The organism is Ancylobacter sp. FA202 (assembly GCF_000380205.1).
Taxonomy (GTDB): domain Bacteria; phylum Pseudomonadota; class Alphaproteobacteria; order Rhizobiales; family Xanthobacteraceae; genus Ancylobacter.
This window is the reverse complement of the sequence record NZ_KB904818.1, coordinates 898199-923076: the sequence shown is the minus strand read 5'-3', so window position 1 is coordinate 923076 and position 24878 is coordinate 898199. Positions and strand designations below refer to the sequence as shown.

At 68.4% G+C, this 24878-nt stretch carries 21 protein-coding genes; 13 read left to right on the top strand and 8 right to left on the bottom strand.

What is annotated here, in order from left to right; genetic code table 11:
* Positions 1-47 precede the first annotated feature (47 nt).
* Positions 48-527: a hypothetical protein gene (locus A3M1_RS0104135; protein WP_018387695.1), complete on the bottom strand. Its 480-nt coding sequence runs from the start codon at positions 525-527 to the stop codon at positions 48-50.
* Between the two features lie 141 nt (positions 528-668).
* Here A3M1_RS0104135 and A3M1_RS0104130 point away from each other — a divergent pair, with 141 nt between their 5' ends.
* The 11 genes from A3M1_RS0104130 to glmM all read left to right on the top strand — a co-directional run bounded on the left by A3M1_RS0104130 (position 669) and on the right by glmM (position 12039).
* Positions 669-1085 (top strand): DUF2852 domain-containing protein, encoded by a 417-nt coding sequence (locus tag A3M1_RS0104130; protein ID WP_018387694.1) that lies wholly within the window; start codon positions 669-671, stop codon positions 1083-1085.
* Between the two features lie 85 nt (positions 1086-1170).
* On the top strand, positions 1171-1680 hold the full coding sequence (ybgC, locus tag A3M1_RS0104125) for a tol-pal system-associated acyl-CoA thioesterase (RefSeq protein WP_018387693.1): 510 nt from the start codon (positions 1171-1173) through the stop codon (positions 1678-1680).
* Positions 1681-2070: 390 nt separating this feature from the next.
* Positions 2071-2775, top strand: a complete 705-nt coding sequence (gene tolQ / locus A3M1_RS0104120) for a protein TolQ (protein ID WP_026221130.1) — start codon at positions 2071-2073, stop codon at positions 2773-2775.
* A 3-nt stretch (positions 2776-2778) separates the two neighbouring features.
* On the top strand, positions 2779-3231 hold the full coding sequence (tolR, locus tag A3M1_RS0104115; RefSeq protein ID WP_026221129.1) for a protein TolR: 453 nt from the start codon (positions 2779-2781) through the stop codon (positions 3229-3231).
* Positions 3232-3234: 3 nt separating this feature from the next.
* A complete protein-coding gene (locus A3M1_RS0104110) occupies positions 3235-4218 on the top strand; it encodes a hypothetical protein (RefSeq protein ID WP_018387690.1) in 984 nt (327 codons plus the stop codon).
* Positions 4219-4244: 26 nt separating this feature from the next.
* A complete protein-coding gene (gene tolB, locus A3M1_RS0104105) occupies positions 4245-5615 on the top strand; it encodes a Tol-Pal system beta propeller repeat protein TolB (RefSeq protein WP_018387689.1) in 1371 nt (456 codons plus the stop codon).
* A 164-nt stretch (positions 5616-5779) separates the two neighbouring features.
* Positions 5780-6265 carry a peptidoglycan-associated lipoprotein Pal gene (pal, locus tag A3M1_RS0104100; protein WP_371258776.1) on the top strand — a complete coding sequence of 162 codons (486 nt, stop codon included), beginning with the start codon at positions 5780-5782 and terminating at the stop codon, positions 6263-6265.
* A 190-nt stretch (positions 6266-6455) separates the two neighbouring features.
* The gene (gene ybgF, locus A3M1_RS0104095) at positions 6456-7310 is read left to right on the top strand and encodes a tol-pal system protein YbgF (RefSeq protein ID WP_245261564.1); all 855 of its coding nucleotides are present in this window, start codon (positions 6456-6458) and stop codon (positions 7308-7310) included.
* Complete coding sequence (gene tilS / locus A3M1_RS0104090) at positions 7285-8340, top strand: tRNA lysidine(34) synthetase TilS (protein ID WP_018387686.1); 1056 nt, start codon at positions 7285-7287, stop codon at positions 8338-8340. The genes ybgF and tilS overlap by 26 nt, the downstream gene beginning before the upstream one ends.
* 148 nt (positions 8341-8488) lie before the next feature.
* A complete protein-coding gene (gene ftsH, locus A3M1_RS0104085; protein ID WP_026221128.1) occupies positions 8489-10411 on the top strand; it encodes an ATP-dependent zinc metalloprotease FtsH in 1923 nt (640 codons plus the stop codon).
* Positions 10412-10695: 284 nt separating this feature from the next.
* Positions 10696-12039 carry a phosphoglucosamine mutase gene (gene glmM, locus A3M1_RS0104080; RefSeq protein ID WP_018387684.1) on the top strand — a complete coding sequence of 448 codons (1344 nt, stop codon included), beginning with the start codon at positions 10696-10698 and terminating at the stop codon, positions 12037-12039.
* Between the two features lie 213 nt (positions 12040-12252).
* On the opposite strand, the gene choV is transcribed toward glmM, so the two are convergent.
* The 3 genes from choV to A3M1_RS0104065 form a co-directional block, all read right to left on the bottom strand.
* A complete protein-coding gene (gene choV / locus A3M1_RS0104075) occupies positions 12253-13449 on the bottom strand; it encodes a choline ABC transporter ATP-binding protein (protein ID WP_018387683.1) in 1197 nt (398 codons plus the stop codon).
* A gap of 3 nt (positions 13450-13452) precedes the next feature.
* A complete protein-coding gene (gene choW / locus A3M1_RS0104070; RefSeq protein ID WP_018387682.1) occupies positions 13453-14304 on the bottom strand; it encodes a choline ABC transporter permease subunit in 852 nt (283 codons plus the stop codon).
* A 213-nt stretch (positions 14305-14517) separates the two neighbouring features.
* Positions 14518-15480, bottom strand: coding sequence for a choline ABC transporter substrate-binding protein (locus A3M1_RS0104065; protein WP_018387681.1), 963 nt, complete (start codon positions 15478-15480; stop codon positions 14518-14520).
* Between the two features lie 392 nt (positions 15481-15872).
* Between A3M1_RS0104065 and betB the strand changes: the two genes are divergently transcribed.
* Positions 15873-18041, top strand: a complete 2169-nt coding sequence (gene betB, locus A3M1_RS24915) for a betaine-aldehyde dehydrogenase (RefSeq protein WP_018387680.1) — start codon at positions 15873-15875, stop codon at positions 18039-18041.
* Entirely contained in the window at positions 18041-19711 is a 1671-nt protein-coding gene (betA, locus tag A3M1_RS0104055; protein WP_018387679.1) for a choline dehydrogenase, read from the top strand. Before betB ends, betA begins: the two co-directional genes overlap by 1 nt.
* Before the next feature lie 14 nt (positions 19712-19725).
* On the opposite strand, the gene A3M1_RS0104050 is transcribed toward betA, so the two are convergent.
* From A3M1_RS0104050 to A3M1_RS0104035, 4 genes are all read right to left on the bottom strand, one after another.
* On the bottom strand, positions 19726-20676 hold the full coding sequence (locus tag A3M1_RS0104050; RefSeq protein ID WP_018387678.1) for a phosphatase PAP2 family protein: 951 nt from the start codon (positions 20674-20676) through the stop codon (positions 19726-19728).
* A 275-nt stretch (positions 20677-20951) separates the two neighbouring features.
* On the bottom strand, positions 20952-21725 hold the full coding sequence (locus tag A3M1_RS0104045; protein WP_018387677.1) for a hypothetical protein: 774 nt from the start codon (positions 21723-21725) through the stop codon (positions 20952-20954).
* On the bottom strand, positions 21722-22915 hold the full coding sequence (locus A3M1_RS0104040) for an electron transfer flavoprotein subunit alpha/FixB family protein (RefSeq protein WP_018387676.1): 1194 nt from the start codon (positions 22913-22915) through the stop codon (positions 21722-21724). Before A3M1_RS0104040 ends, A3M1_RS0104045 begins: the two co-directional genes overlap by 4 nt.
* Complete coding sequence (locus A3M1_RS0104035) at positions 22912-24843, bottom strand: DUF3483 domain-containing protein (protein ID WP_018387675.1); 1932 nt, start codon at positions 24841-24843, stop codon at positions 22912-22914. The genes A3M1_RS0104040 and A3M1_RS0104035 overlap by 4 nt, the downstream gene beginning before the upstream one ends.
* Positions 24844-24878 lie beyond the last annotated feature (35 nt).

Sequence of the window (24878 nt, the reverse complement as noted above, 5' to 3'; positions counted from 1 at the left end):
TTGCATCGCCAGCGGATCGGTAAATCGCCCTTTAGCGCCGGTGGTGGTCAGCCCTCAGCCACGCTGTTGACCTCGATCCCGTCCTGCGCGGTGCGGCAGAACAGAAGGATATCGTCCGGCTTGTTTTCCGGCGTCAGGATCACCGGGCGCCCGGCTTTCTCCGCCAGCCAGAGCATGAACCGGCCAAGCGCCTGCCAGTCTTCCGGCTCGCAGACATCGGCGGGATCGATGTCGAACTCGATATCGTCGCTGCGGAAGAAGTGCAGGTTGACCTGCACCTCGCCGGCATTCCACCGCAGGCTGGGGCTTGCGTTTCCCCAGATGGCGAACACATCCTCGACACGCGCGGGCAGGGCGGCGAGCTCGCCGTCGATCTCAAAGACGGATGGCGGGTCGAGGGCGCGCAGGCCGTCCAGCACGGCCTGCCAGCCTTCGGGGCCGGCATCGAGCACATAGAGATCGCGCAAGGCGCCATCCGGCTCGAAAATCCAGGCGACGTCGGTCCAGGCGGGAATCGGTGCAGTCATTGGATGTGTCCTTTTCCCTTCAATCCCGCAGGTCGCCCCCATTGACAAGATGGGAGTCGATTTCTATCTATGTGAATGTGATTAACATTAACCCAAGCGGGCATCGGGCCCGCGAGGGTTCTACCCAGGAGCGGTACGCCCATGGAGCTCGCACAGAAGCTCGACAGTTACGGCAAGCCGGCCTGGATCGCGCTCACGGTACTGGGCTTCATGGCCTGGTGGCCTCTGGGTCTTGCGGTCCTGGCCTTCACGATAGGGAGTGGACGGATGTTTTGTGGTGGCAAGCGCGGCTTCGGCCGCTGGCAGGAAGAGGGCGCGGAAGCCGTGCGCAATTTCGGCAGCCGGTTCGGCGGCGGTTTCCCCTCCAGCGGCAACCGCGCCTTTGACGAATACCGTCAGGAGACGCTGCGCCGGCTGGAAGACGAGCAGAAGGATTTCCGCTCCTTCCTCGACCGCCTGCGCCAGGCCAAGGACAAGGCGGAGTTCGACCAGTTCATGGCCGACCGCCGCAACCGTCCGGCCGCGCCTTCCGCGCCGATGGATGATGTCCAGAACTGACCCACGGCGATCCTAATGCGGCCGCGCCCCTCACCCGAGGGGCGCGGTTCTTTTTTTGCCGGGCCTTCTCGTTTATGAGGGCAGCATGAACGAGCGCCCCGATCCTTTTTCCCCTGACGTCCTCAAGGCCGACCCCTTCCTGCATCTGGCGGGAAGGCTGGTGCCGGGCGGGCATGTGCTGCCCGTCCGGGTCTATTACGAGGACACGGACTTTTCCGGCATCGTCTACCACGCCAACTACCTGAAGTTCATGGAGCGCGGCCGCTCCGACCATCTGCGCCTCATCGGCGTGGTGCAGGGCGAATTGTTCGGCGAGGCGCTGGCCGAGGCGCCGGGCTTCGCCTTCGTGGTGCGCTCGATGGAGCTGCAATTCGTCCGCCCCGCCCGCATCGATGACGTGCTGGAAGTGCACACCAGCCCGGTGGAAGTCGCCGGCGCCTCGATCACGCTTGCCCAGAAGGTGAAGCGCGGCGCGGACCTCATCGTCGAGGCCAAGGTGAAGGTCGCCTTCGTCGCGCAGGGGCGCGCGCGGCGCATTCCGGACGCGCTGCGGGCGGCGATGAAGCTGGCGCTGGAGCAGGCCCCGCAGCCCTGATTGCGAGCCCGGTAACAAAACACCCGTAAAGCTGTTGCGATGCGGCAACGCTAACCCGGTATTAACCCTAATAGGGTGTTGTACCGGGCGGCTGCGGGTGCGGCCCGGCCTCGATCGCCCAAGTTTGGACAGACTCGGTCGGTTGATGGCGGACGCGTTCCCACAGCAGCCATGCAGGGCATTCGCTGCTTCGCAGCCGATGCAGGGCGGCAGTGCGACCTTTAACGAGCTGGCAGGATTGGCTTGATGACGCTGAAGAAGCTTCTATTCGCGGTGATGCTGGTTCTGGCGGCGCCGGCGTCCATGGCCATCGCCCAGAACGCGCCCGCGCCCGTGACCGCCGCGCCGACAGCGCAGGTCGACGGGCAGGCCGTTGCCGCCCCCGACGGCATGGTGGCGGCCCCGGCGGGTGCCGGCATGGGCAGCGCCGACCTCTCGCTGATCGGCCTTTTCCTTCAGGCACACCTGATCGTGAAGTTCGTGATGGCGGGCCTCGTGCTCGCCTCGGTCTGGGTGTGGGCGATCATCATCGACAAGACCATCCTGTACGGGCGGATGAAGCGGCAGATGGACCGCTTCGAGACCACCTTCTGGTCCGGCCAGAGCCTGGAGGAGCTGTACCGCTCGCTGTCCTCGCGGCAGAACCACGCCATGGCGGCGATCTTCGTGGCGGCCATGCGCGAGTGGAAGCGCTCCTATGAAGGCGGCGCGCGCTCGCTTTCCGGCCTGACGCAGCGGCTCGACAAGGTGATGAACGTCACCATCGCCCGCGAGGTGGAGCGGCTGGAGAACCGGCTGCTGGTGCTGGCGACGGTGGGTTCGGCCGGCCCGTTCATCGGCCTGTTCGGCACGGTGTGGGGCATCATGACCAGCTTCCAGTCCATCGCCGCCTCGAAGAACACCAGCCTCGCCGTGGTGGCGCCGGGCATCGCGGAAGCGCTTTTCGCGACGGCAATTGGCCTTATCGCCGCCATTCCCGCGACGATTTTCTATAACAAGTTCGTCTCGCAGGTGAACCGGCAGGCGGCGCGGCTGGAGGGATTCGCCGACGAATTCTCCGCCATCCTGTCGCGCCAGATCGACGAACGGGGCTGATCCATGGGCATGTCCGGAGGAGCAGGAGGCGGCTGGCACTCGCGGCGTTCGCGCCGTCGCGCGGGCGGCGCCGTCATGTCCGAGATCAACGTCACGCCGATGGTCGACGTGATGCTGGTGCTGCTGATCATCTTCATGGTCGCCGCGCCCATGCTCACCACGGGCGTGCCGCTCGACCTGCCGCAGACCGAGGCCAAGGCGGTGCCGCAGGAAAGCGCGCCGCTGATCGTCAACATCACCAAGGACGGCAAGATTTTCCTGCAGGACACTGAAATCCCCGTCGACGAGCTGGTGCCGAAGCTGCAGGCGATCGGCAAGGCGGGCTATGAGGAGCGCATCTTCGTGCGTGCCGACAAGAGCCTCGACTATGGCTCGGTGATGCGTGTGATGGGCCGCCTGTCCGGCGCCGGGTTCAAGCGCGTGGCGCTGGTCTCCGAAGTCGAGCAGGGAGGCTGACGCATGAAGGCGGGCTTCCTTTCCTCGGCGGCGCTTCACGTCGGCATTATCGGCTTCATGGCGGTCTCCTTCGCGTCTCCCTCGCCCTATGAGGCGACGCCGGCCGAATCCATGCCGATCGACATCATCTCCGATGCCGAAATGTCGAAGATGATGGCCGGCAAGAAGGATGCGCCGAAGGAAGCGCCCAAGCCCGTCGTCGAGAAGAAGGCCGACACGCCCAAACAGGCGGAGAATCTCGAATCGAAGGTCTCCGAAAAGCCCGAGGTGAAGGCCGCGAACGAGCCTTCCACCCCGCCGCCGCCGCCCCCGCCGCCCCCCGAGGCCAAGCCGGCCGAGCCCAAGCCGCCGGCGGCCCGGGCCGAGGCCCAGCCCGCCCCGCCGCCGCCGCCGGACGCGGAGGCGCTCGCCGCCAAGCCGCCCGAGCCGCCGAAGGACCAGCCCAAGCCGCAGGAGCAGGCGCAGGCGACCCCGCCGCCGCCCAAGCCGCCGCAGAAGCCGAAGAACATTCCGCCCAAGGTGGTGCAGGAGCCGGCGCCCGAGCGCGACTTCAACCCGAACCAGATCGCCGCCCTGCTGAACAAGCAGGACCCCCGGCGCATGGCGGCACTGGGCGAGACGATCAACAACTCCGCCTCGCTCGGCGCCTCCGCCGGCACGGCCACTACGCTGTCGCAGACCGAGATCGACGCGCTGCGCGCCTATATCGCCCGCTTCTGGAAGCTGCCGGCCGGCGCGGTCGATGCCGCGCAGGTCACGGTGGTGTTCAAGATCGTGCTGAGCCCGGACCGCAGGATGGTCGGGGCGCCGCAGCTGGTCGAGGTGCAGGGCGGAAGCAACCCCTATGGGCCGATCGTGCGCGAGACGGCCCAGCGGGCGCTGTACGAGATCGCCAATCAGCCTAATCCGTTCCCCATGCTGCGTGCCGATCGTTACGACACGTGGAAGGAACTGGAGCTGGGGTTCAACCCGGCCATGCTTCATTGATGCCCGTTTTTTTCGAGGTACCCAGAATGTCGCGGCGTTTTCCCCTTGAAGCCAACGGCCTTGTCGGTCGCCGGTCGGTCCTCGTCGGCATGGCGGCGCTTGGCGGGGCCGGGCTTGGCGGGGCCGTACTGGCGCCGGATCTGGCGCGTGCCGCCGTCCGCCTCGACATCACCTCGGGCACGGTGCAGCCGCTGCCCATCGCCATCACCGAATTTGTCGGCGGCGGCAGCCCGCAGGACATCGAGGCCGGCCGGGGCGTTACGCAGATCATCTCCGCCGATCTGCGCCGCTCGGGCCTGTTCGCCCCGATCGACCCCGCCGCCTTTGTCGAGAAGATCGCCAATCCGGACGCCTCGCCGCGCTTCCAGGACTGGCGCGTCATCAACGCGCAGGCGCTCGTCACCGGCCGCATCACCCGCCAGCCGGACGGGCGGGTGAAGGCGGAATTCCGCCTGTGGGACGTGTTCGCCGGCCAGCAGCTGATCGGCCAGCAATATTTCACCCAGCCGGAGAACTGGCGCCGGGTGGCGCATATCATCGCTGACGCGATCTATGAGCGGCTCACCGGCGAGAAGGGCTATTTCGACACCCGCATTGTCTTCGTCGACGAGAGCGGGCCGAAGGAAAAGCGGATCAAGCGCCTCGCCATCATGGACCAGGACGGCGCCAACGTGACCTATCTCACGCGCGGCGACGACCTCGTGCTGACCCCGCGCTTCTCGCCGACCAGCCAGGAAATCACCTATATGAGCTATGGAAACGGCGAGCCGCGCGTTTTCCTGCTCAACATCGAGAACGGCCAGCGCGAGGTGGTCGGCAACTTCCCCAATATGAGCTTCTCGCCGCGCTTCGCCCCCGACGGCCAGCGGGTGATCCTGAGCCTGCAGCAGGGGGCGGATTCCAACATCTTCGTGATGGACCTGCGCTCCAAGGCAACCACACGGCTGACCGACACCGCCGCCATCGACACCGCGCCCTGCTACTCGCCTGACGGCACGCAGATCTGCTTCGAGAGCGACCGCGGCGGCGGCTCGCAGATCTACCTGATGAATCCCGACGGCTCGAACCAGCGCCGCATCTCCTTCGGCGACGGGCGTTATTCTACGCCGGTCTGGTCGCCGCGCGGGGATGTGATCGCCTTCACCAAGCAGGCGCAGGGGCGTTTCGCCATCGGGCTGATGCGGCCGGACGGCTCGGGCGAGCGAATCCTGACCGAGGGCTACCACAATGAAGGGCCGACCTTCGCGCCGAACGGGCGGGTGATCATGTTCTTCCGCGATGCGGGGGGCGGGGGTGGTCCGCAGCTCTATACGGTGGACATCACCGGCTATAACGAGCAGCGCGTGCCGACCCCGAGCTACGCTTCCGACCCGGCCTGGTCGCCCTTGCGCTCCTGAGCGGGTTCTGTCAGGGAACGATTAACCATAAGCGGCGGTTTACGGCACGGTCGTGAAATTGGCGTAGTTCAGCAAGGTTTCGTAAAGCACGACGGAACATTGATGAACGCCAGCAGCCAGTCGGCAGATCAGTCGGGAATTCAGGAGTCAGCGGTATGATCCGTATGTTGCGCCATCTGGGCGGCGCGCGCGTCGCCTTCATCGTCGGTTTCGCGATGCTCGCGGCCGCCTGCGCCAAGAACCCGATGGACGGGGCCGGCACGGCTCTCGGTTCGGCGCCTCCCGGCAGCCCGCAGGAGTTCATCGTCTCGGTCGGCGACCGCGTGTTCTTCGAGAGCGACCAGACCGGCTTGACGCCGCAGGCGCAGGCGACGCTCGACAAGCAGGCGCAGTGGCTGAACCAGTATGCCCGCTACAGCTTCACCATTGAAGGCCATGCCGACGAGCGCGGCACCCGCGAATACAACATCGCCCTCGGCGCTCGCCGCGCCCAGAGCGTGCGCGATTATCTCGTCCAGCGCGGCGTCGCCGCCAACCGCATGCGCACCATTTCCTACGGCAAGGAGCGCCCGGTCGCGGTCTGCAACGACATCTCCTGCTGGTCGCAGAATCGCCGCGCCGTCACCGTGCTGAACGCCACCGGCACCTGATCGCCGGATCCGCGCGTCCACGTGACCCGGCTCGCCCTGCGGGCCGGGTTTCGTGTTTCTGGAGCGTTGTCCGGGGTCATCACGTGCAACGGGATGACCCTGGGTCAAACTTTGGACGCGATCGGCCCGGTATGCTCAAATGGAAAGCGCGCGGCCTCCTGCCGCCGCTCCGCTGCTCCCGTTCCAGTGCATGGCCATGATGACCGTCCGCCCGCTTCGCTTCGCCGCTCTCGTTCTTGTCGCCGCTCTCGCTGCCTCTTCCGCGCCGTTCGAGGCCGCGCAGGCGCAGGCGGACAACAATTTCTTCGGCAATCTCTTCAAGCCGCCGGGACAGGTGCGCGCGGGCAACCAGCCGGCGCAGGTTGAAGAAACCGACAGCCTCCTCACCCGAATCGACCGGCTGGAAAACCAGCTGCGGCAGATGACCGGCCAGATGGAGCAGCTGCAATTCCGCAACCAGCAGCTTGAGCAGCAGGTGCGGCTGCTGCAGGGCGGCACCGGCGCCGGGCCGGCTGCTGCTGCCGGCCGGCCCGACGTGTTCGATCCCGCCGCGCAGGCAGGGGCGGCCGGTGCGCCGCGCCCGCTGGGAGCCACCGCCCCGAGCGGCGCGCCGATGGACCTCGGCACCCTGTCGGGCGCCGCGGCGGGCGCCCAGCCGGCAGCCTCTCCGAAGGAGATGTTCGACCTCGGCTTCGGCGCGCTCCAGCGCCAGGATTATGCCGGCGCGGGCCAGACCTTCGAGCAGTTCGTCAAGCTCTACCCAACGGACCGCGCCACGCCGGACGCCTATTACTGGCTGGGCGAGAGCCAGTATCTGCGCAAATCCTACAAGGAAGCGGCGCAGAATTTCCTCAAAGTGTCGACCGACTTCCCCAATGCGGTGAAGGCGCCGGATGCCCTGCTGCGGCTCGGCCAGTCGCTCGCGGCGATCGGCGAGAAAGACGCTGCCTGCGCGACGCTGAACGCTGTCGGCAACAAATACCCGCGCGCTTCGGCAACGGTGAAGCAGGGGGTGGAGCGTGAGCAGAAGCGCGCCGGCTGCTGAGGCCGCGCCCGCCGACCCTGCCAACGGCCCTGACGCGGCCGGCCTCGCGGCGCTCTTTGCGCCCTTCACTGCTCATGCCGATGTTCTGCTCGCGGTGTCAGGCGGACCCGATTCGACCGCGCTGCTGCTGCTGGCCCATCGCTGGCGCACCCAGTGCGGCGCGACGACCCGGCTGCACGTTGCCACAGTGGACCATGGCCTGAGGGCCGAATCACGCGCCGAGGCGCGGGATGTCGCCGCGCTGGCGCAGCGTCTGGGCCTGCCGCACGCCGTTCTCGACCTTGCCGCCCCGCTGCCGGGCACCCGCCTGCAGGAGGCGGCACGCGATGCGCGCTATGACGCGCTGGCCGCCTATGCGGCGGCGATCGGCGCCAGCGCGCTTGCCACCGCCCACACGCGCGACGACCAGGCTGAGACGGTGCTTTTTCGGCTGATGCGCGGTTCCGGCATTGGCGGGCTGGCCGGCATTCCCGCCGAGCGCCCGCTGGGAACGCTGACGCTGCTGCGTCCGCTGCTCGGCCGACCGAAGGCTGAACTGGTCGCGCTCTGCCAGGCGGCCGGCGTCGGCTGTGCCGAGGACCCCTCGAACAGCAATCCGCGCTTTGCCCGGGTGCGCCTGCGGGCGCTGCTGCCCTTGCTGGCGGCGGAAGGCCTTGATGCCGCCGCCGTGGAGCGCCTGGCGCGCCGCATGGCCCGGGCCGAGGCGGCGCTGGAGGCGGCGACAGACGCCGCCGCTGCCGCTCTCTGGCCGGCATGGCGCGACGGGGAGGAGCCGCTGGCTTTTCCCCGCGCCGGGCTTGCCGCCCTTCCCGAGGAGATCGCCCTGCGCCTGCTCGGGCGGGCGGTCGCGGCGGTGGGCACGGGGGCGGTGGAGCTTGGCAAGCTGGAGGCGCTGCTGGCTTTTATCGCCGGGCTGGGGCGAGACGAGCAGGGCGCCCGCACCCTCGCTGGGGCGGTGGTGCGGGTGAACCGGCGGAGTGTCACACTGGCTCCCGCGCCCGCACGGCGACCCTCCGGTTCCGCCCGGTGACGCCGATTTGCGCGGAAGGTCGCAGGTGCCTTGCTCCCGGCATCTTGGCAATTACCCCTGCGCCACCTAAATTACGGAGCGACAAGGGAGGGCCGCCAGCGCCGGCGGTGCCCGCGCGTCGGTCAAATCCGACGCCGAAAGGGACATGATGAACGCCAATATCAGGAATTTCGCCCTCTGGGTGATCATCGTTCTTCTGCTTCTGGCGCTGTTTTCGCTGTTCCAGAATCCGGCGCAGCGTCAGGCGACGAACGATGTCAGCTTCTCGCAGCTGCTCAATGAGGTCGATCAGGGCCGCGTGCGCGACGTGGTGATCCAGGGGCCGGAGATTACCGGCACCTTCACCGACGGGCGCACCTTCCAGACCTATTCGCCCAATGATCCCTCGCTGATCCAGCGTCTGTACGGCAAGGGCGTGTCGATCACCGCCAAGCCGCTGACTGACAATGTGCCGTGGTTCGTCAGCCTGCTGATCTCCTGGCTCCCCTTCATCGCGCTGATCGGCGTCTGGATCTTCCTGTCGCGGCAGATGCAGGGCGGCGCGGGCGGCAAGGCGATGGGCTTCGGCAAGAGCCGCGCCAAGCTGCTGACCGAGGCGCATGGCCGCGTGACCTTCGAGGACGTGGCCGGCATCGACGAGGCCAAGAGCGACCTCACCGAGATCGTCGACTTCCTGCGTGACCCGCAGAAGTTCCAGCGGCTCGGCGGACGCATTCCGCGCGGCGTGCTGCTGGTCGGCCCGCCCGGCACCGGCAAGACGCTGCTCGCCCGTGCCATCGCGGGTGAGGCGAATGTGCCGTTCTTCACCATTTCCGGTTCCGACTTCGTCGAGATGTTCGTCGGCGTCGGCGCCAGCCGCGTGCGCGACATGTTCGAGCAGGCGAAGAAGAACGCGCCCTGCATCATCTTCATCGACGAAATCGACGCGGTCGGCCGCCATCGTGGCGCCGGCCTCGGCGGTGGCAATGATGAGCGCGAGCAGACGCTGAACCAGCTCCTCGTCGAGATGGATGGCTTCGAGGCCAATGAGGGAATCATCCTCATTGCCGCGACCAACCGTCCGGACGTGCTCGACCCGGCGCTGCTGCGTCCCGGCCGCTTCGACCGTCAGGTCGTGGTGCCGAACCCGGACGTGGTCGGCCGCGAGCAGATCCTCAAGGTGCATGCCCGCAAGATCCCGGTCGCGCCTGACGTGAACCTCAAGGTGATCGCCCGCGGCACGCCCGGCTTCTCCGGTGCCGATCTCGCCAACCTCTGCAACGAAGCCGCCCTCATGGCCGCGCGCCGCAACAAGCGCATGGTCACGATGAGCGACTTCGAGGACGCCAAGGACAAGGTGATGATGGGTGCGGAACGCCGCTCGCTCGTCATGACCGAGGACGAGAAGATGCTGACCGCCTATCACGAGGGCGGCCATGCCATCGTCGCGCTGAAGGTTCCGGCGACCGATCCGGTGCACAAGGCCACGATCATCCCGCGCGGGCGTGCGCTCGGCATGGTGATGCAGCTGCCGGAGCGCGACAAGCTCTCCATGTCCTATGAGCAGATGACCTCGCGCCTCGCCATCATGATGGGTGGTCGCGTCGCCGAGGAGCTGATCTTCGGCCCCGAGAAGGTGACGTCAGGCGCGGCTTCCGACATCGAGCAGGCCACCCGCCTCGCCCGCATGATGGTGACGCGCTGGGGCTTCTCGGACAAGCTGGGCAATGTCGCCTATGGCGAGAACAATGACGAGGTGTTCCTCGGCATGTCGATGCAGCGCCAGCAGAACGTTTCCGAAGCCACGGCGCAGACCATCGACAGCGAGGTGCGTCGGCTGGTGGACGAAGGCTATGCCGAGGCCAAGCGCATCCTGACCGAGAGCAAGGACGGGCTGGAAATCCTGGCGCGCGGCCTGCTCGAATATGAGACGCTGTCCGGTGACGAAATCATCGGCCTGCTCGACGGCAATGCGCCGGTGCGCGACACCACCATCGAGCCCGCCAATACGCGCGGTTCGGTGGTGCCGAGCGCCGGCAAGAACCGCCCGCCGCGCCCGGATGCCGGCATGGAGCCGCAGCCGCAGGCGTGATCCCCGTCGCGGGGTTAATTGAGGGGAAGGTCTGCGCAAGCAGATCTTCCCTTTTTATTTGTCGGCGACCGCGCCGAGCGGCAGGCGGGCGAAGTATCCCGCGAGATAAGATCGCGTGATCCTGGTCGCGCCGGCGTCAAGCGGCGTCTTTGACGGCCGGGCCGGCGCCGCAATGAACGCTTACACTTTGTGAAACCCTTGCGTGTAGGCTCGATGATAGAGAAGAGTAAGAACCGACGCGCCGATGGCGCACCGGGACGGCGTCGATTCGCATGAGGCAGGGCATGGCACGCACATTATTCGGCACCGACGGGATTCGCGGCCGGGCCAACGGCATCATCACGCCGGAACTCGCGCTGCGGGTCGGCATGGCCGCCGGGCTGGTGTTCCAGCGCGGCGACCACCGCCACCGTGTCGTCATCGGCAAGGACACGCGCCTTTCCGGCTACATGATCGAGAACGCGCTGGTCGCCGGCTTTACCGCCGTCGGCATGGATGTGCTGCTGCTCGGCCCGATGCCGACCCCGGCGGTGGCGATGCTCACCCATTCCATGCGCGCCGATCTCGGGGTGATGATCTCCGCCTCGCACAACCCCTATGACGATAACGGCATCAAGCTGTTCGGCCCCGACGGCTACAAGCTGTCCGACGAGCTGGAAACCCGGATCGAGGCGCTGATCAGCGGCGACATGGGCAGCATGCTCGCCCAGCCCGCCGATATGGGCCGCGCCAAGCGCATCGAAAGCGTGCACGCCCGCTATATCGAGTTCGCCAAGCGCACCTTGCCGCGCAACCAGTCCTTTGACGGCCTGAGGGTGGTGGTCGACTGCGCCAATGGCGCGGCCTATCGCGTCGCCCCGGAAGCGCTGTGGGAACTCGGCTGCGAGGTCATCACCATTGGCGACCAACCGGACGGCTTCAACATCAACCGCGATGTCGGCTCCACCGCGCCCGAGGCCTTGGCGGCCAAGGTGCGGGAAGTGCGGGCCGATATCGGCATTGCGCTGGATGGCGACGCCGACCGGGTGCTGATTGTCGACGAGAAGGGGCGGCTGGTGGATGGCGACCAGCTGATGGCCGTGGTGGCCGAGAGCTTCCACGAGGATGGGCGGCTTTCGCGCAACGGCATCGTCGCCACCGTGATGTCCAATCTCGGCCTGGAGCGCCATCTGGCCGATCTCGGCCTGACGCTCGCCCGCACGCCGGTGGGCGACCGCTATGTGCTGGAGCACATGCGCGCCCACGGCTTCAATGTCGGCGGCGAGCAGTCCGGCCACATCATCCTGTCGGATTATTCGACCACCGGCGATGGCCTGGTGGCGGCGCTGCAGGTGCTCGCCATGGTGCAGCGCCGGCAGCGGCCGGTTTCGGAGGTGTGCCACCGCTTCGAGCCGCTGCCGCAGATCCTGCGCAATGTGCGCTACAAGAGCGGCCGGCCGCTGGAGAATGACGGCGTGCTCAAGGCGATCGCCGCCGCCGAGCTCAAGCTCAACAGCCATGGCCGGCTGCTGATCCGCCCCTCCGGCACCGAGCCGGTGATCCGGGTGATGGCCGAAGGCGACAATCGCGACCTGGTCGAGGCCGTGGTCAACGACGTGGTGGAAGCGGTCGGGCTGGCGGCGGCGTAGGGCCGTTCGCTTGCCGAGAACCGTCGCCCATTAATTCCCCTCGCGCCGTCATGGCCGGGCTTGTCCCGGCCATCCACGATTCCTGATGAGGTGAAGGCGTGGATCCCCGGGTCGCGCCCGGGGATGACGGCCGGTTGCGCATCCGGCATGATGCTTGAGGCTATCGCGGCAGCGCGATGTTCCCGCTCCCGTCGGGGGAGAGGGCCTTGCCCCTCAGCCGTCCAGCCTTCTGAGCAATCCGCGATAGATCTCGTCATCGTCGCACAGGCCGGCGAGGCGGCCGAGGCTGTCGACAAGCAGGATCGGCAGGTCGGTGTGGCGCTTCAGCTCGATCGCCGCCTTCAGCTTGAGGTCGACCGGGGCGACGATGCAGTCGGCATCATGCGCCAGCTTGTCGTCGATCAGGCCGGCCTCGCCATCGGCCGAGGCGAGCACGCCCTGGCGGCCGTCGAGATCGAGCGAGATGGGCCGCCCTTCGGCGTCCACCTTCACCTTCACCCGTCCGCCCTTGTCGAGCACCACCTCGTCGCCCTGGCGGGCGAGGCTGGCGGCCGGGCGCATCACAGCCGTGCCGCGCAGCACGTTCAGCGGGTTCATGTGCTTGACGAATTCGGCGACATAGGCGGTGGCCGGGCGCAGCAATATGTCCTCCGCCGTGCCGGCCTGGACGATGCGTCCGCCCTCCATGATGGCGATCTTGTTGCCGAGCTTCAGCGCCTCGTCGAGATCGTGGCTGACGAAGACGATGGTCTTCTGAATGCGCCGCTGCAGATCGAGAAGCTCGTCCTGCAGTTTGTCGCGGATCAGCGGATCCAGCGCGGAGAACGGCTCGTCCATCAGCAATATGTCGGCATCGGTGGCGAAGGCGCGGGCGAGGCCGACGCGCTGCTGCATGCCGCCGGAGAGCTCGTTGGTGTATTTCTCGGCCCAGTTGGTCAGGCCGACCATGGCCAGCTTCTCGTCGACGATGCGGTTGCGCTCGGCCGCGCTCATGCCGCCGCGCAGTTCCAGCCCGAAGCCGACATTGTCGCGCACGGTGCGCCAGGGCAGCAGGCCGAACTGCTGGAACACCATGGACACGGTGTGCATGCGGATGTCGCGCAGCGTGTCCTCACTGCAGCGGGCGACGTCGATGGCGGCGCCGTTATGCTCGACCAGCACCTCGCCGCGGGCCACCTCGTTCAGCCGGTTGATGGCGCGCAGGATGGTGGACTTGCCGGAGCCGGAGAGGCCCATGAGCACGCAGATCTCGCCACGCTCAATGGCCAGGCTCACCCCCGCCGCGCCGAGCACGGCCCCGGTGGCGGCGAGGATCTCGTCGCGTGAGCGGCCCTCGTCGATCAGCCTCAAGGCGTTCTTCTGGTCGGCGCCGAAGACGATGTCGATGTTGCGGAATTCAACGGCGGGCATGGCTCAACCCTTTCGCGAGCGCCGCTCGGGCCGCTTGCAGACGCGGTCGAGCACGATGGCGAGGACGACGATGGCGAGGCCAGCCTCGAAGCCCATGGCGATGTTCACCGAATTCAGCGCCCGCACCACCGGCTTGCCGAGGCCGTCGGCGCCGACCAGAGCGGCGATGACCACCATGGACAGGCTGAGCATGATGCACTGGGTGATGCCGGCCATGATGGTGGGCAGCGCATAGGGCAGCTCCACCTTGAACAGCAGCTGGGTCTTGGTGGCGCCGAAGGCCTTGCCGGCTTCATAGAGCGCCGGCGGCACCGAGGAGATGCCGAGATGGGTGAGGCGGATCGGGGCGGGAATGGAGAAGATGACGGTCGAGATCAGCCCCGGCACCGCGCCCAGCCCGAAAAGCACAAGCGTGGGAATGAGATAGACGAAGGTCGGGATGGTCTGCATCAAATCGAGGATCGGCCGGATGGCGGTGTAGAGCCAGGGCCGGTGCGCGGCGGCGATGCCGATCGGGACGCCGACGACGACGCAGACCAGCGTGGCGCAGATGACCAGTGAGAGCGTCTCCATCGTCGCCGACCAGTAGCCGAGATTGGTGACGAGGAGCAGCGCGCCGACGATGAACACCACCAGCCCGATGGAGCGGTGCACCAGCCAGGCGGCGAGGCCGAACAGCGCGATGAGGAGCAGCGGCGGCACCCAGAGCAGCGCTTCGGTGAAGCCGCCGATCAGCGCGCCCAGCACCAGCGAGACGAAATCAAAGAAGCCCTGACCATGGGTGGTGAGCAGGTCGACGAAGTCGCGGAGCCAGAGTCCCAGCGGAATCTTGTGCTCGGTCAGCCAGTCATACATCGGTTGCGTCCCCCCGCGGCGATGAGCAAATTTATCTCGCCGTGGCCGAGCGGACCTCCGGCGTTGCTATCCCTCGTCATGGCCGGGCTTGACCCGGCCAACTCAGTCGTTCGCGTTGCTCGCCCTCAGGCCGAAGGCTGTCATCCCGGGGCGAGGCCCGGGGATGACGGCCTGACGTGGCTCCCTCGCGCGCGGAGGGGAGCCATCATGTGCTCAGAGCTTGAGCGCGGCCTTCACCGCCGGGACGGCGGGCTTGCCGTCGATGGTGGTGACGCCGGCGAGCCAGGGCTCCCACACGGTCGGGTTGGCCTTCAGCCACTTGTCGGCCGCCTTAGCGGGCTCCATGCCGTCGAGCAGGATATAGCCCATCACCACATTCTCGGTGTCGAGCGAGAATTTCAGGTTCTTGATCAGCGTGCCGACATTCGGGCATTCACTGGTATAGCCGGTGCGGGTATTGGTATAAATGGTCGCGCCGCCATAATTCGGGCCGAACACATCGTCGCCGCCGGTGAGATAGCTCATCTTGTACTTGGCGTTCATCGGGTGCGGTTCCCAGCCGAGGAAGACGATGGCTTCCTTGCGGCGGGACGCCCGCTCGACCTGGGCGAGCATGCCCTGCTCGCTGGATTCAACGAGGTCGAAGCCCTTCAGGCCGTATTTGTCGTCCTTGATCATGTCGAGGATCAGACGGTTGCCGTCATTGCCCGGCTCGATGCCGTAGATCTTGCCGCCGAGCTTGTCCTTGAACTTGGCGATATCGGCGAAGGACTTGAGGCCTTCGTCGTAGAGGTAGGTCGGCACCGCCAGCGTGTACTTGGCGCCTTCCAGATTAACGCCGATGACCTCGACGCTCTTGTCGTCGCGATAGGGCTTCAGATCGGCTTCCATGGTTGGCATCCAATTGCCGAGGAAGACATCGATATCCTTGGTCTGCATGGATTTATACGTCACCGGCACCGAAAGAACCTGCGTCTTCGGGGTGTAGCCGAGGGCTTCCAGGATCGAAGAGGCGAGGGCGGTGGTGGCGGTGATGTCGGTCCAGCCGACATCGGCGAAGCGGACCGTCTTGCAGGCCGCCGGCTCGGCGGCCTGGGCCTCGTCGCGGGGCTGGGGAGCGAGGCCGAGCGCCAATCCTAGGGCGGCGGCGGCCATGAAATTGAGCATGCGCATCATTGTTGTTCCCGTTGGCATCCTGGCAGGATCATGGAACCGGCATGGCCTAACGCCAAGCCCGGTACGGCCGGAATCGACAAGTCGGGGACGGCGGGGTGTCTCGGTACCCTTTAGGGCCCTGCCCGCTCCGCCCGGATGCGGCCTCTGGAGGCTTCTTTTGAACAGCTATTCAAAACGCGATCGGACCATTTGTCACGCGCAATCTTTGCCCAGAAACGACGAATTTACGCCGCTTTTCACGGCGTTTGCCAAATTGCGCCACGGCCGCAGAAGCATTGCGACGCGCCCGTCGCCGGTATTCCATGCCGGGCCGGGCGGGGATTGCCGGCACGTTTGATCCATGTATTGTACGATCATTCAATAGCTCCCTTCGCGTCGATCAGGAGGTGCCGGTGGCCCGGGCGAATGCGCAGGTGCAGAAGCCTCAGGCGCGGTTCGATGAGGTGGACGATCAGGCCAGTGAGTCGCGTGTGGACGACACCCGCCGGCGCGCGCCGGAAGATGTGCGCCGTCGCCAGCTGATCGACGCCACCATCGAATCGCTCGCGGAAATCGGCTTCAACGCTTCGACCCTGGCGCAGATCGCCCGGCGGGCCGGTGTCTCCCCCGGGCTGGTGGCGCATTATTTCGGCGACAAGGACGGGTTGCTGGAGGCGACGCTGCGTCACCTCTCGCTGCGGTTGTGCCGGGCCACGGCGCAGCGGCTCGGCGCCGCGTCGACCCCCCGCGCCCGGGTGCAGGCGCTGATCGACGCCAATCTGGCGCCGGAGGAGTTTGACCAGCGCACCTCAAGCGTCTGGCTCGCCTTCTGGGGGCAGGTGCTGCATTCCGAGCGGCTGCGCCGGGTGCAGCGCATCTATCAGGCCCGCATGCTGGCCAATCTGCGCCACGATCTGCGCGGGCTGGTCGCGCCCGGTGATGTCCACCGCATCGCCATCACCATCGCCGCCATCATCGACGGGCTGTGGCTGCGCTCCTCGCTTTCCGCCGCCGGCGAGACCGATTCGGTCAGCGCCCGGCAGGTCGCCTCGCTTTTCGTCGATGCCCAGATTGCCGCCGCCGCGCCGGCGCCCCCCACCAACGGACCCGCGACCATGACCAGCCGTCCTCCCCTGCACGCCAACCATATTGGCGGGCAGTACCGCCCGCATGGCGGCGCCACCTTCACCACCGCCAACCCCGCCACCGGCGAGGTGCTGGCGGAAATCGAGATTGCCGGCGAGGCAGAGGTCGAGGCGGCGGTCGTTGCCGCGCGCAAGGGCCAGAAGATCTGGGGCGCGATGACCGGGGCCGAGCGCGGCCGCGTGCTCAAGCGCGCGGTGGACCTGCTGCGCGCCCGCAATGACGAGCTGGCGCATCTGGAGACGCTCGACACCGGCAAGCCGATCCAGGAAACCAGCGTGGTCGACGTGCTCTCGGGCGCCGACTGCCTCGAATATTACGCCGGGCTCGCCGCCGGCCTCTCGGGCGAGCATGTGGATCTGGGCCCCAGCGCCTTCGGCTATACCCGCCGCGAGCCGCTGGGCATCGTCGCCGGCATCGGCGCGTGGAACTATCCCCTGCAGATCGCCTGCTGGAAATCCGCCCCGGCGCTCGCCTGCGGTAATGCGATGATCTTCAAGCCGGCGGAACTGACCCCGCTCACCGCGCTGAAGCTGGCCGAAATCTATGCCGAGGCCGGCGTGCCGGAGGGCGTGTTCAGCGTGGTGCAGGGCTTTGCCGATACCGGCCGCCTGCTCACCCGCCACCCCGCCATCGCCAAGGTCTCGCTCACCGGCGAGGTCGGCACCGGCAGACGTGTGATGGCGGATGCCGCCGGCACGCTGAAATATGTGACGCTGGAACTCGGCGGAAAATCGCCGCTGATCGTGTTCGAGGATGCCGATCTCGACGACGCGGTATCGGGCGCGCTGCTGGCGAATTTCTATTCCGCTGGCGAGGTCTGTTCCAACGGCACCCGCGTCTTCGTGCACGAGAGCGTGCGCGCCGCCTTCCTCGAAAAGCTCACCGCGCGCATGGCGAAGATGGTGGTCGGCGACCCGCTCGACCCGGCCACCCATGTCGGCGCGCTGATCTCGCCCGAGCACATGGAAAAGGTGCTCCGCTACATTGCCAAGGGCAAAGCCGAGGGCGCGACGCTGCTGGTGGGCGGCCACCGTGTCACGACGGGCGCGCTGGCCAAGGGCTGCTTCATAGCCCCCACCGTGTTCGATGGCTGCACCGAGGCGATGAGCATCGTGCGCGAGGAAATCTTCGGGCCGGTCATGGCCGTGCTGTCCTTCACCGGGGAGGACGAGGTGATCGCCCGGGCCAACGACACCGAGTTCGGTCTCGCCGCCGGCGTGTTCACCAGGGATCTGGCGCGCGGGCACCGGGTGATCGCGCAGTTGCAGGCCGGCACCTGCTGGATCAACGCCTACAACATCACGCCGATCGAACTGCCCTTTGGCGGCGCCAAGCAGTCCGGCCTCGGGCGCGAGAACGGCAAGGCGGCGATCGAGCACTACACCCAGCTGAAGAGCGTCTATGTCAATCTCGGCCGCGTCGAGGCGCCTTACTGATGCAGAGCGGCGCGCACGACCTCTATGACTTTGTCATCATCGGCGCCGGCTCGGCCGGCTGCGTGCTGGCCGACCGGCTGAGCGCGGACGGAAGCAACCGCGTTCTCGTGCTGGAATATGGCGGCTCCGACCGTTCCGTGTTCATCCAGATGCCGAGCGCGCTCTCCATCCCGATGAACATGAAGAAATACAACTGGATGTATGAGACCGAGCCCGAGCCGGGCCTGGGCGGGCGGCGGATGCACTGCCCGCGCGGCAAGGTGCTCGGCGGCTCGTCCTCGATCAACGGCCTCGTCTATATGCGCGGCGCGCCGGCGGATTTCGACCGCTGGCAGCAGGAGGGGGCGCAGGGCTGGTCCTATGCCGATGTGCTGCCCTATTTCAAAAGGGCGGAAAGCCGACGCGAGGGCGGGGATGAATATCGCGGCAGCGATGGCCCGCTCGCCACCCGCTACGGCACGCTGGAAAACCCGCTCTACCGGGCGTTCATCGAGGCGGCGCAGCAGGCCGGCTATCCCGCCAGCGAGGACGTGAACGGCTTTCAACAGGAAGGCTTCGGCCGCATGGACATGACCGTCAAGGACGGGGTGCGCTGGTCGGCGGCCAATGCCTATCTCAAACCCGCGATGAAGCGGGCGAACCTGAAGGTCGAGACCCATGCGCGGGTCGAGCGCATATTGTTCGAGGGGCGCCGCGCGGTCGGCGTGCGCTGGTCGCGCGGCGGGCAGCACTATCAGGTGCGGGCGGCGCGCGAGGTGATCCTGTCGGGCGGCTCGATCAATTCACCGCAGCTGCTCAAGCTCTCCGGCATCGGCAGCGCCGATGAATTGCTCCCGCTCGGCATCGAGATGGTGGCGCACCGGCCGGGGGTGGGGGAGAATCTGCAGGATCATCTGGAGATCTATTTCCAGCAGGCCTGCACCCAGCCGATCACGCTCTACGCGAAAATGGGGCTGATCCCGCGCGGGCTGATCGGCGCGCGCTGGCTCTTGAAGAAAGACGGGCTCGGGGCCACCAACCATTTCGAGGCGTGCGGCTTCATCCGCTCACGCCCCGGCGTCGCCTCGCCGGACATCCAGTATCATTTCCTCCCCTTAGCCGTGACCTATGACGGGCAGGGGCTGGCCAGCGAGCATGGCTACCAGGCCCATGTCGGGCCGATGCGCTCGAAGAGCCGGGGCTGGGTGCGGCTCAAATCGGCCGATCCGGCGGAGGCGCCGCGCATAAGGTTCAACTACCTCTCCCATCCCGACGACCGCAGCGAGTTCCGCGCCGCCGTGCGGCTCACCCGCGAGATCTTCGCGCAGTCAGCGTTCGCGCCCTATCGCGGGCGGGAAATCCAGCCGGGAGCGGGGGTGGTCAGCGACGAGGCGATCGACGCCTTTGTCGAGGAAAAGGTGGAGAGCGCCTATCACCCCTCCTGCACCTGCCGGATGGGGGCGGTCTCCGACCCCTTCGCGGTGCTCGATCCGCAGATGCGGGTGATCGGGGTGGAGGGGCTGCGTGTGGTGGATTCCTCCGCCATGCCCTCCATCACCAACGCGAACCTGAACGCGCCGACCATCATGCTGGCGGAGAAGGCGGCGGACCATATTCTCGGCCGGCCGCTGCTGGCGCCGTCCAACGCGCCGGTCTATGCCGCGCCGAACTGGCAGAGCGCGCAGCGCTAGGCGCCCCCCGCCGCTCAGGACAGGTTCGGGCCGGCCGGCGTGCCGGCGCCGGGCGCCGGAGCGCCGTTCGCTGCGTCGCGGGCGGCGGCCCGGGCGGCGGCGCCGGGATGGACCGAACGCTCGGCGCGGCGCAGGCTGCGGATGCCGCGCCACGCGGCGACCGCCTGCCGCCCGATCCAGCCGCGAAGCGCGGCGCGGTCATCGGCCCAGCGATAGCCGAGCGCGGTCAGCCGCGTCTCCAGCGCCGCATCGGACAGGGTGTTGCGATAGCGCACGAAGATGAGGTGATGCAGCACTGCGGCCAGGATCAGCATCAGCCCGACCGAGATCAGCACGTCGGACAGGAAATGCCCGCCAAAGGCGATGCGGTTCAGCCCGACCGCGGCGACGAACAGCCCGATCAGCACGCCGACCGGCCCGCGCCATTCGCGCGGCAGGAACAGGATCAGTGGCAGCAGGCAGGCGGTGAACGCGGCCTCGCCGGAGGAGAAGGAGTGGTTGCCCAGCCCCTGCGGGCCGATCATCCACGGGTTCCCGAACGGCCAGGTGCCGCCGAATTCGGTGATGTTGATCGGGCGCGGGCGGCCCCAATAGGGCTTGAGGATGCCGTTCACCAAGAGGCCCGGGCCGAGCAGGAACAGCGGAATGAAGAACAGCGCCAGGCGCGGCGGCAGCAGGCTCGTCTTCGCGGGGAAGGAGAGCTTCAGGACCAGGCACACCAGCACCAGCAGCGGCAGAAACAGCGAGACATTGGAGGCGAAGGTGCGGAAATCCTGCAGCAGCGGGATATGGGCGGCGGGAAACCCCTTGCCGGGCTCATGGAACAGCCCGGCGACGGTAAGGTCGATCTGCGGGAACAGATAGAACAGGAACGAGATCGCAGCGGTGGCGAGGATGGCCGTCGTCAGCGGCGCGCGCGCGAAGAAGGAGGCCCTGGCGCGCGAAGTTTCGTTCGGATCGGACATGTTCAGTCGGTCTGTCTCAGCGAGGAATCACGGGAAGACGCAGGCGGCCCGGCCTTGGCGGCTCAGCGCGCCGTAGGGCCGTCTGCCGTAACGGCAGGTGCGGGGCGGGTACCGGCGGTCTCACGTGTTTCTGGCATGATCGGTTCCCTCTCGCGCATGCGTCGCCGGGCCCCCGGGAAGCGGTAGGTTGTTAGCCGCTCTTCGTGGCAAATGCATGGGAAAAGGCGCGGGGCCGCCCGGCAAAATCGGCCGCTTGCCGCTGAGGCGAGCCGGCTTCAGCGCCCGGCCCGCAGGCCGAGCACGCGCAGATGCGCCAGAATCTCCCGCGCCGCCTCTTCGGGCGCCGGATCGACCAGCAGCCGGCCGCCGCCGCTGGCGGCCTCGGTGGCGGCGCGCAGCCGCTCCAGCGCGCTGGCCCCGGCCGCCGCCTTGGCGATCAGCTTCGGGCGGGGGCGATAGGCGCGCTCCTCGATCTCAGGCGCGGGGGCGGGCAGACCCTCGCGCGTCTCCACCTCGCGAATCTCCACCCGTCCCCGCCGCATTCCGGCAAAGGCGAAGGGCAGCGGCGGCGGCGCGGCGGGGTGGACGGTGACGAGCGCCGGCAGCCGCACCACCAGACGCCGCCGGGCGCCACGCGCCAGCGCCTGCTCGATGGCGAGCGTGCCCGGCGCCTCTCCGGGCCCCAGAGCGGCGGCATCGGCGAGGATCGGCCGGCCAAGCGCGCGCGCCAGCGTGTAGGGCAGCAGGCCGGAATCCTCTCCGCCCTGTCCGGCGCGGCCGGCGAGGATGAGATCATAGCCACCCGCCGCCAGAGCCGCGGCAAGGGCGGGGACGGGGTCCGCCGCGCCATCCCCGCGCAGATGGATGAGATGGGCGAGGCCATGGCCGAGCGCGTCGTTAAGCGGGCCGAGCTCCGGGCCGGCATGCAGGCCGGTGACCTCCGCACCGAGATCCACCGCCAGCCGCAGCGCCTGCAGTTCCACCGGCACCGGGGCGGGGCGGCCGGACACGCTGTGCCGGCCAGCGGACAGCAGAACCGCGATCTTCATGAGGCGCGCTCCTGCTGCAGCAGCGCCAGCAGCGCCGGCATCACTTTCTGCGCGTCCGCGACGATGGCGAGGCCGGCGCGCTCGATCATCGCGGCGTGCAGGTCGGTGTTGACGGCGATCACCTGCTCGCATTTCGTCACGCCCTGCAGATGCTGCGGCGCGCCGGCGATGCCGAGGGCGACATAGACCCGCGCGTCCAGCACCGTGCCGGAGGCGCCGACTTGGGCACTGCGCGGCATCAGCCCGGCATCGCACAGCATGCGGCTGGCGCCCGGCGTGGCGCCGAGCGCCGTCACCAGCGCGCGGAAGGCCTCGAGATCGCTCACGCCATTGCCGGCGGAGACGACGAAATCAGCCTCCGCCAGCGACACCTTCGCCGGATCGGCCGGGATGAACTGCGCGGAAAGGATGGCGCCGCCGGCGGGCTGCGGGAAGGCGAACTCCACCGGCAGCGCCTCGTGCAGGCTGCCCGCATGCGGGGCGACGGCGTCCGGGGCCAGACTGAGAAGGCGCGGCGGCGCGCGGCGCTGTTCCACTCGCCGGCCACGCGCGGCGCGGGTGACGGCCTTGGGGCTGAGGCTCTCCGCACCGGCGAAGAACGGCTCCCCCGACAGGGCCGCGAGCCGGCGGGCGAGGTCGCCGCCCTCCGCGCTTTCCGGGAACAGCACATGGCGCAGGTCGAGCGCGGCAAGCGCGGCGTTCAGCGCCAGCGCCTTGGTCTCGGGGTCGTAGCCGGAGACGGGCAGGGCCAGCACGCGGTCAGCCCCCGCCGGGCCGAGTTCCTCGCCCGGCTGCTCGACAAAAGCGAGCACCGCCCCGCCGCCTTCATCGGCCAGCAGCCGCGCGGCGCCGAAGAGCTGGCGGTCATGGGCGGAGAGCCGCCCGCCCGGCGCATCCGGCACCAGGGCGACGAGAAAGGCCGGCTCGGTGATCACCACGTGGCGCGGGGCGGCTTCGACAGGCGCGGCGAGGGTGGGCGCGGCGGCCGGGACGGTGGCGAGGCGCTGGGCGCGGTCGAGCCGGCGGCGCAGCGTGCCGGGCACCAAAGCGAGGCGTTCTTCCGCGCGCGGGTCGCGGCGCGGGCGGCCGGTGGCGGCGGGCAGGGCGGCGAGATCGAAGCGCGGCCGGGCGCCGCCGGCGACAAGATGGGCGGCACGGGCGGCGCGGGGGTCCTTGCGCGGGCGGCTCATGCCGGCACCTGCGCCGGGCGGGCCGGCGTGGTGCCGGCCTTTTCCACCGCCATCAGCACCAGCTCGGCGATGTCGTGCACCGCCGGGCGCGCGCCAGTGACGCCTTCCAGCATGGCGGAGCATTGCGGGCAGGCCACCGCGACGATGCCGGCGCCGGTCGCGCTCGCCTGCGCCATCCTGATGTCGGGAATGCGCCGCTCGCCCTCGATGTCGGACACTGGCGCGCCGCCGCCGCCGCCGCAGCACATGGAGCGCTTGCCCGAACGCTCCATCTCCCGCCGTTCAATGCCGAGCCGGTCGAGCAGGCGGCGCGGGGCGTCCACCTCGCCATTGTAGCGGCCGAGATAGCAGGGGTCGTGATAGGTGACACGCGCCTCACCTAGCGTGCCGAAATCGAGCCGTCCCGCCGCCGCCAGCTCGTCGAGAAAGGCGGTGTGATGGATCACCTCGTAGGTGCCGCCGAAGTCGCGATATTCGTTGCGCAGCGCGTGCAGCGCGTGCGGGTCGGCGGTGAGGATGCGGGCGAAGCGGTAGCGCGACAGGGTGGCGATGTTCGCGCGGGCGAGGCGCTGGAAGCCGGCCTCGTCGCCGAGCCGGCGGGCGAGGTCGCCGCAGTCGCGCTCCTCCGCGCCGAGCACGGCGAAATCGACCCCGGCCTTCTGCAGCAGGGTGACAAGGGCACGCAGCGTGCGGCCATAGCGCAGCTCATAGGCGCCCTCGCCGAGCCAGAGCAGAATCTCCGCCTCGCCCTTGTCGGACATCAGCGGCAGGGTCAGGCCGGCGGCGAAATCGGTGCGGGAGGCCAGCGGGCGTCCGCCCGGCTCGTCGGCGTAACGCAGCTCCATCAGCGGCGCGGCGGCCCGGGCCGGAACAGCGCCGAGTTCCAGCGTCTGGAAGCGGCGCAGATCGAGGATGGCGTCGACATGCTCGATCATCATCGGGCATTCCTCGACGCAGGCGCGGCAGGTGGTGCAGGACCACAGCGTGTCCGGGTGGATCATCGCCCCTTCGCCGACGATCGGCAGGCCCGGCCCGCCAATGCCGGCCACGGGGCGGGCGTTCGGGTAGGGGCTGCCGGCATAGGCCGCGTTGGTGGCGCCGGGCTGCAGGCTGGCGGCGAGGTCCTGGATCAGTCGCTTCGGATTCAGCGGCTGGCCGGCGGCGAAGGCCGGGCACGCCACTTCGCAGCGCCCGCACTGGATGCAGGCATCGAAGCCGATCAGCCGGTTGAAGGCGAAATCCTCCGGCGTCGCCACGCCGAGGCGGGGCGCGTCGAGGTCGAGCGGGGCGAGCGCGGTGGCACGCTCCCCGTTGAAACGGCCGGGGCGGGGATGGGCGACAAGATGGGCGGCGCCGGCAAAGGCGTGGCGCATCGGGCCACGGTCGATCTGCCACGCAAGGCCGATGCCGCCCACCGCCGCGAAGGCGAGGCCGAGCAGGCCGAGCAGCCACAGCGCCCCGCCGAGCGAGGCGTCCAGCGCGACGAGGAAGCCGCCGCCGGTATAGGCGGCGAGCAGGAAGGGCAGCAGCTGAAACCGCCCGCCGGAGAGCCGCGCCGGCTTGTTCGGGTAGCGCCGCCGCCCGACCATCGCCCCGCCGGCAAAGGCGGCGGCGAAGGTGAGCGCGGTGAGCCACCAGAACAGCCTGTTATCGCCGAGCGCGGGGATGAGGCCGAGGAGCGCGAGGGCCGAGCCGGCCAGCAGCCCGCCGGCCGCCAGCGCGTGCATGCGCGCGGCATAAGGATCGCGCCCCACCACATGGTGGACATCGACGAGGTAGCGCTTGGGCAAGGCGAGGAGCCCGGCGGCCCAGTCCACCTTCGCCGCGCGACCAATGCGCCACAGAAGCGCGCGGCGCATGGCGAGCGCGCCGGCGAGGAGCAGCATGGCGAGGACGGTGAGGGAGAGGAGGAGCGCGAGGTCCGTCATGAGGCGCCGCCGTCACTCGCTTCCCCGGGGATGAC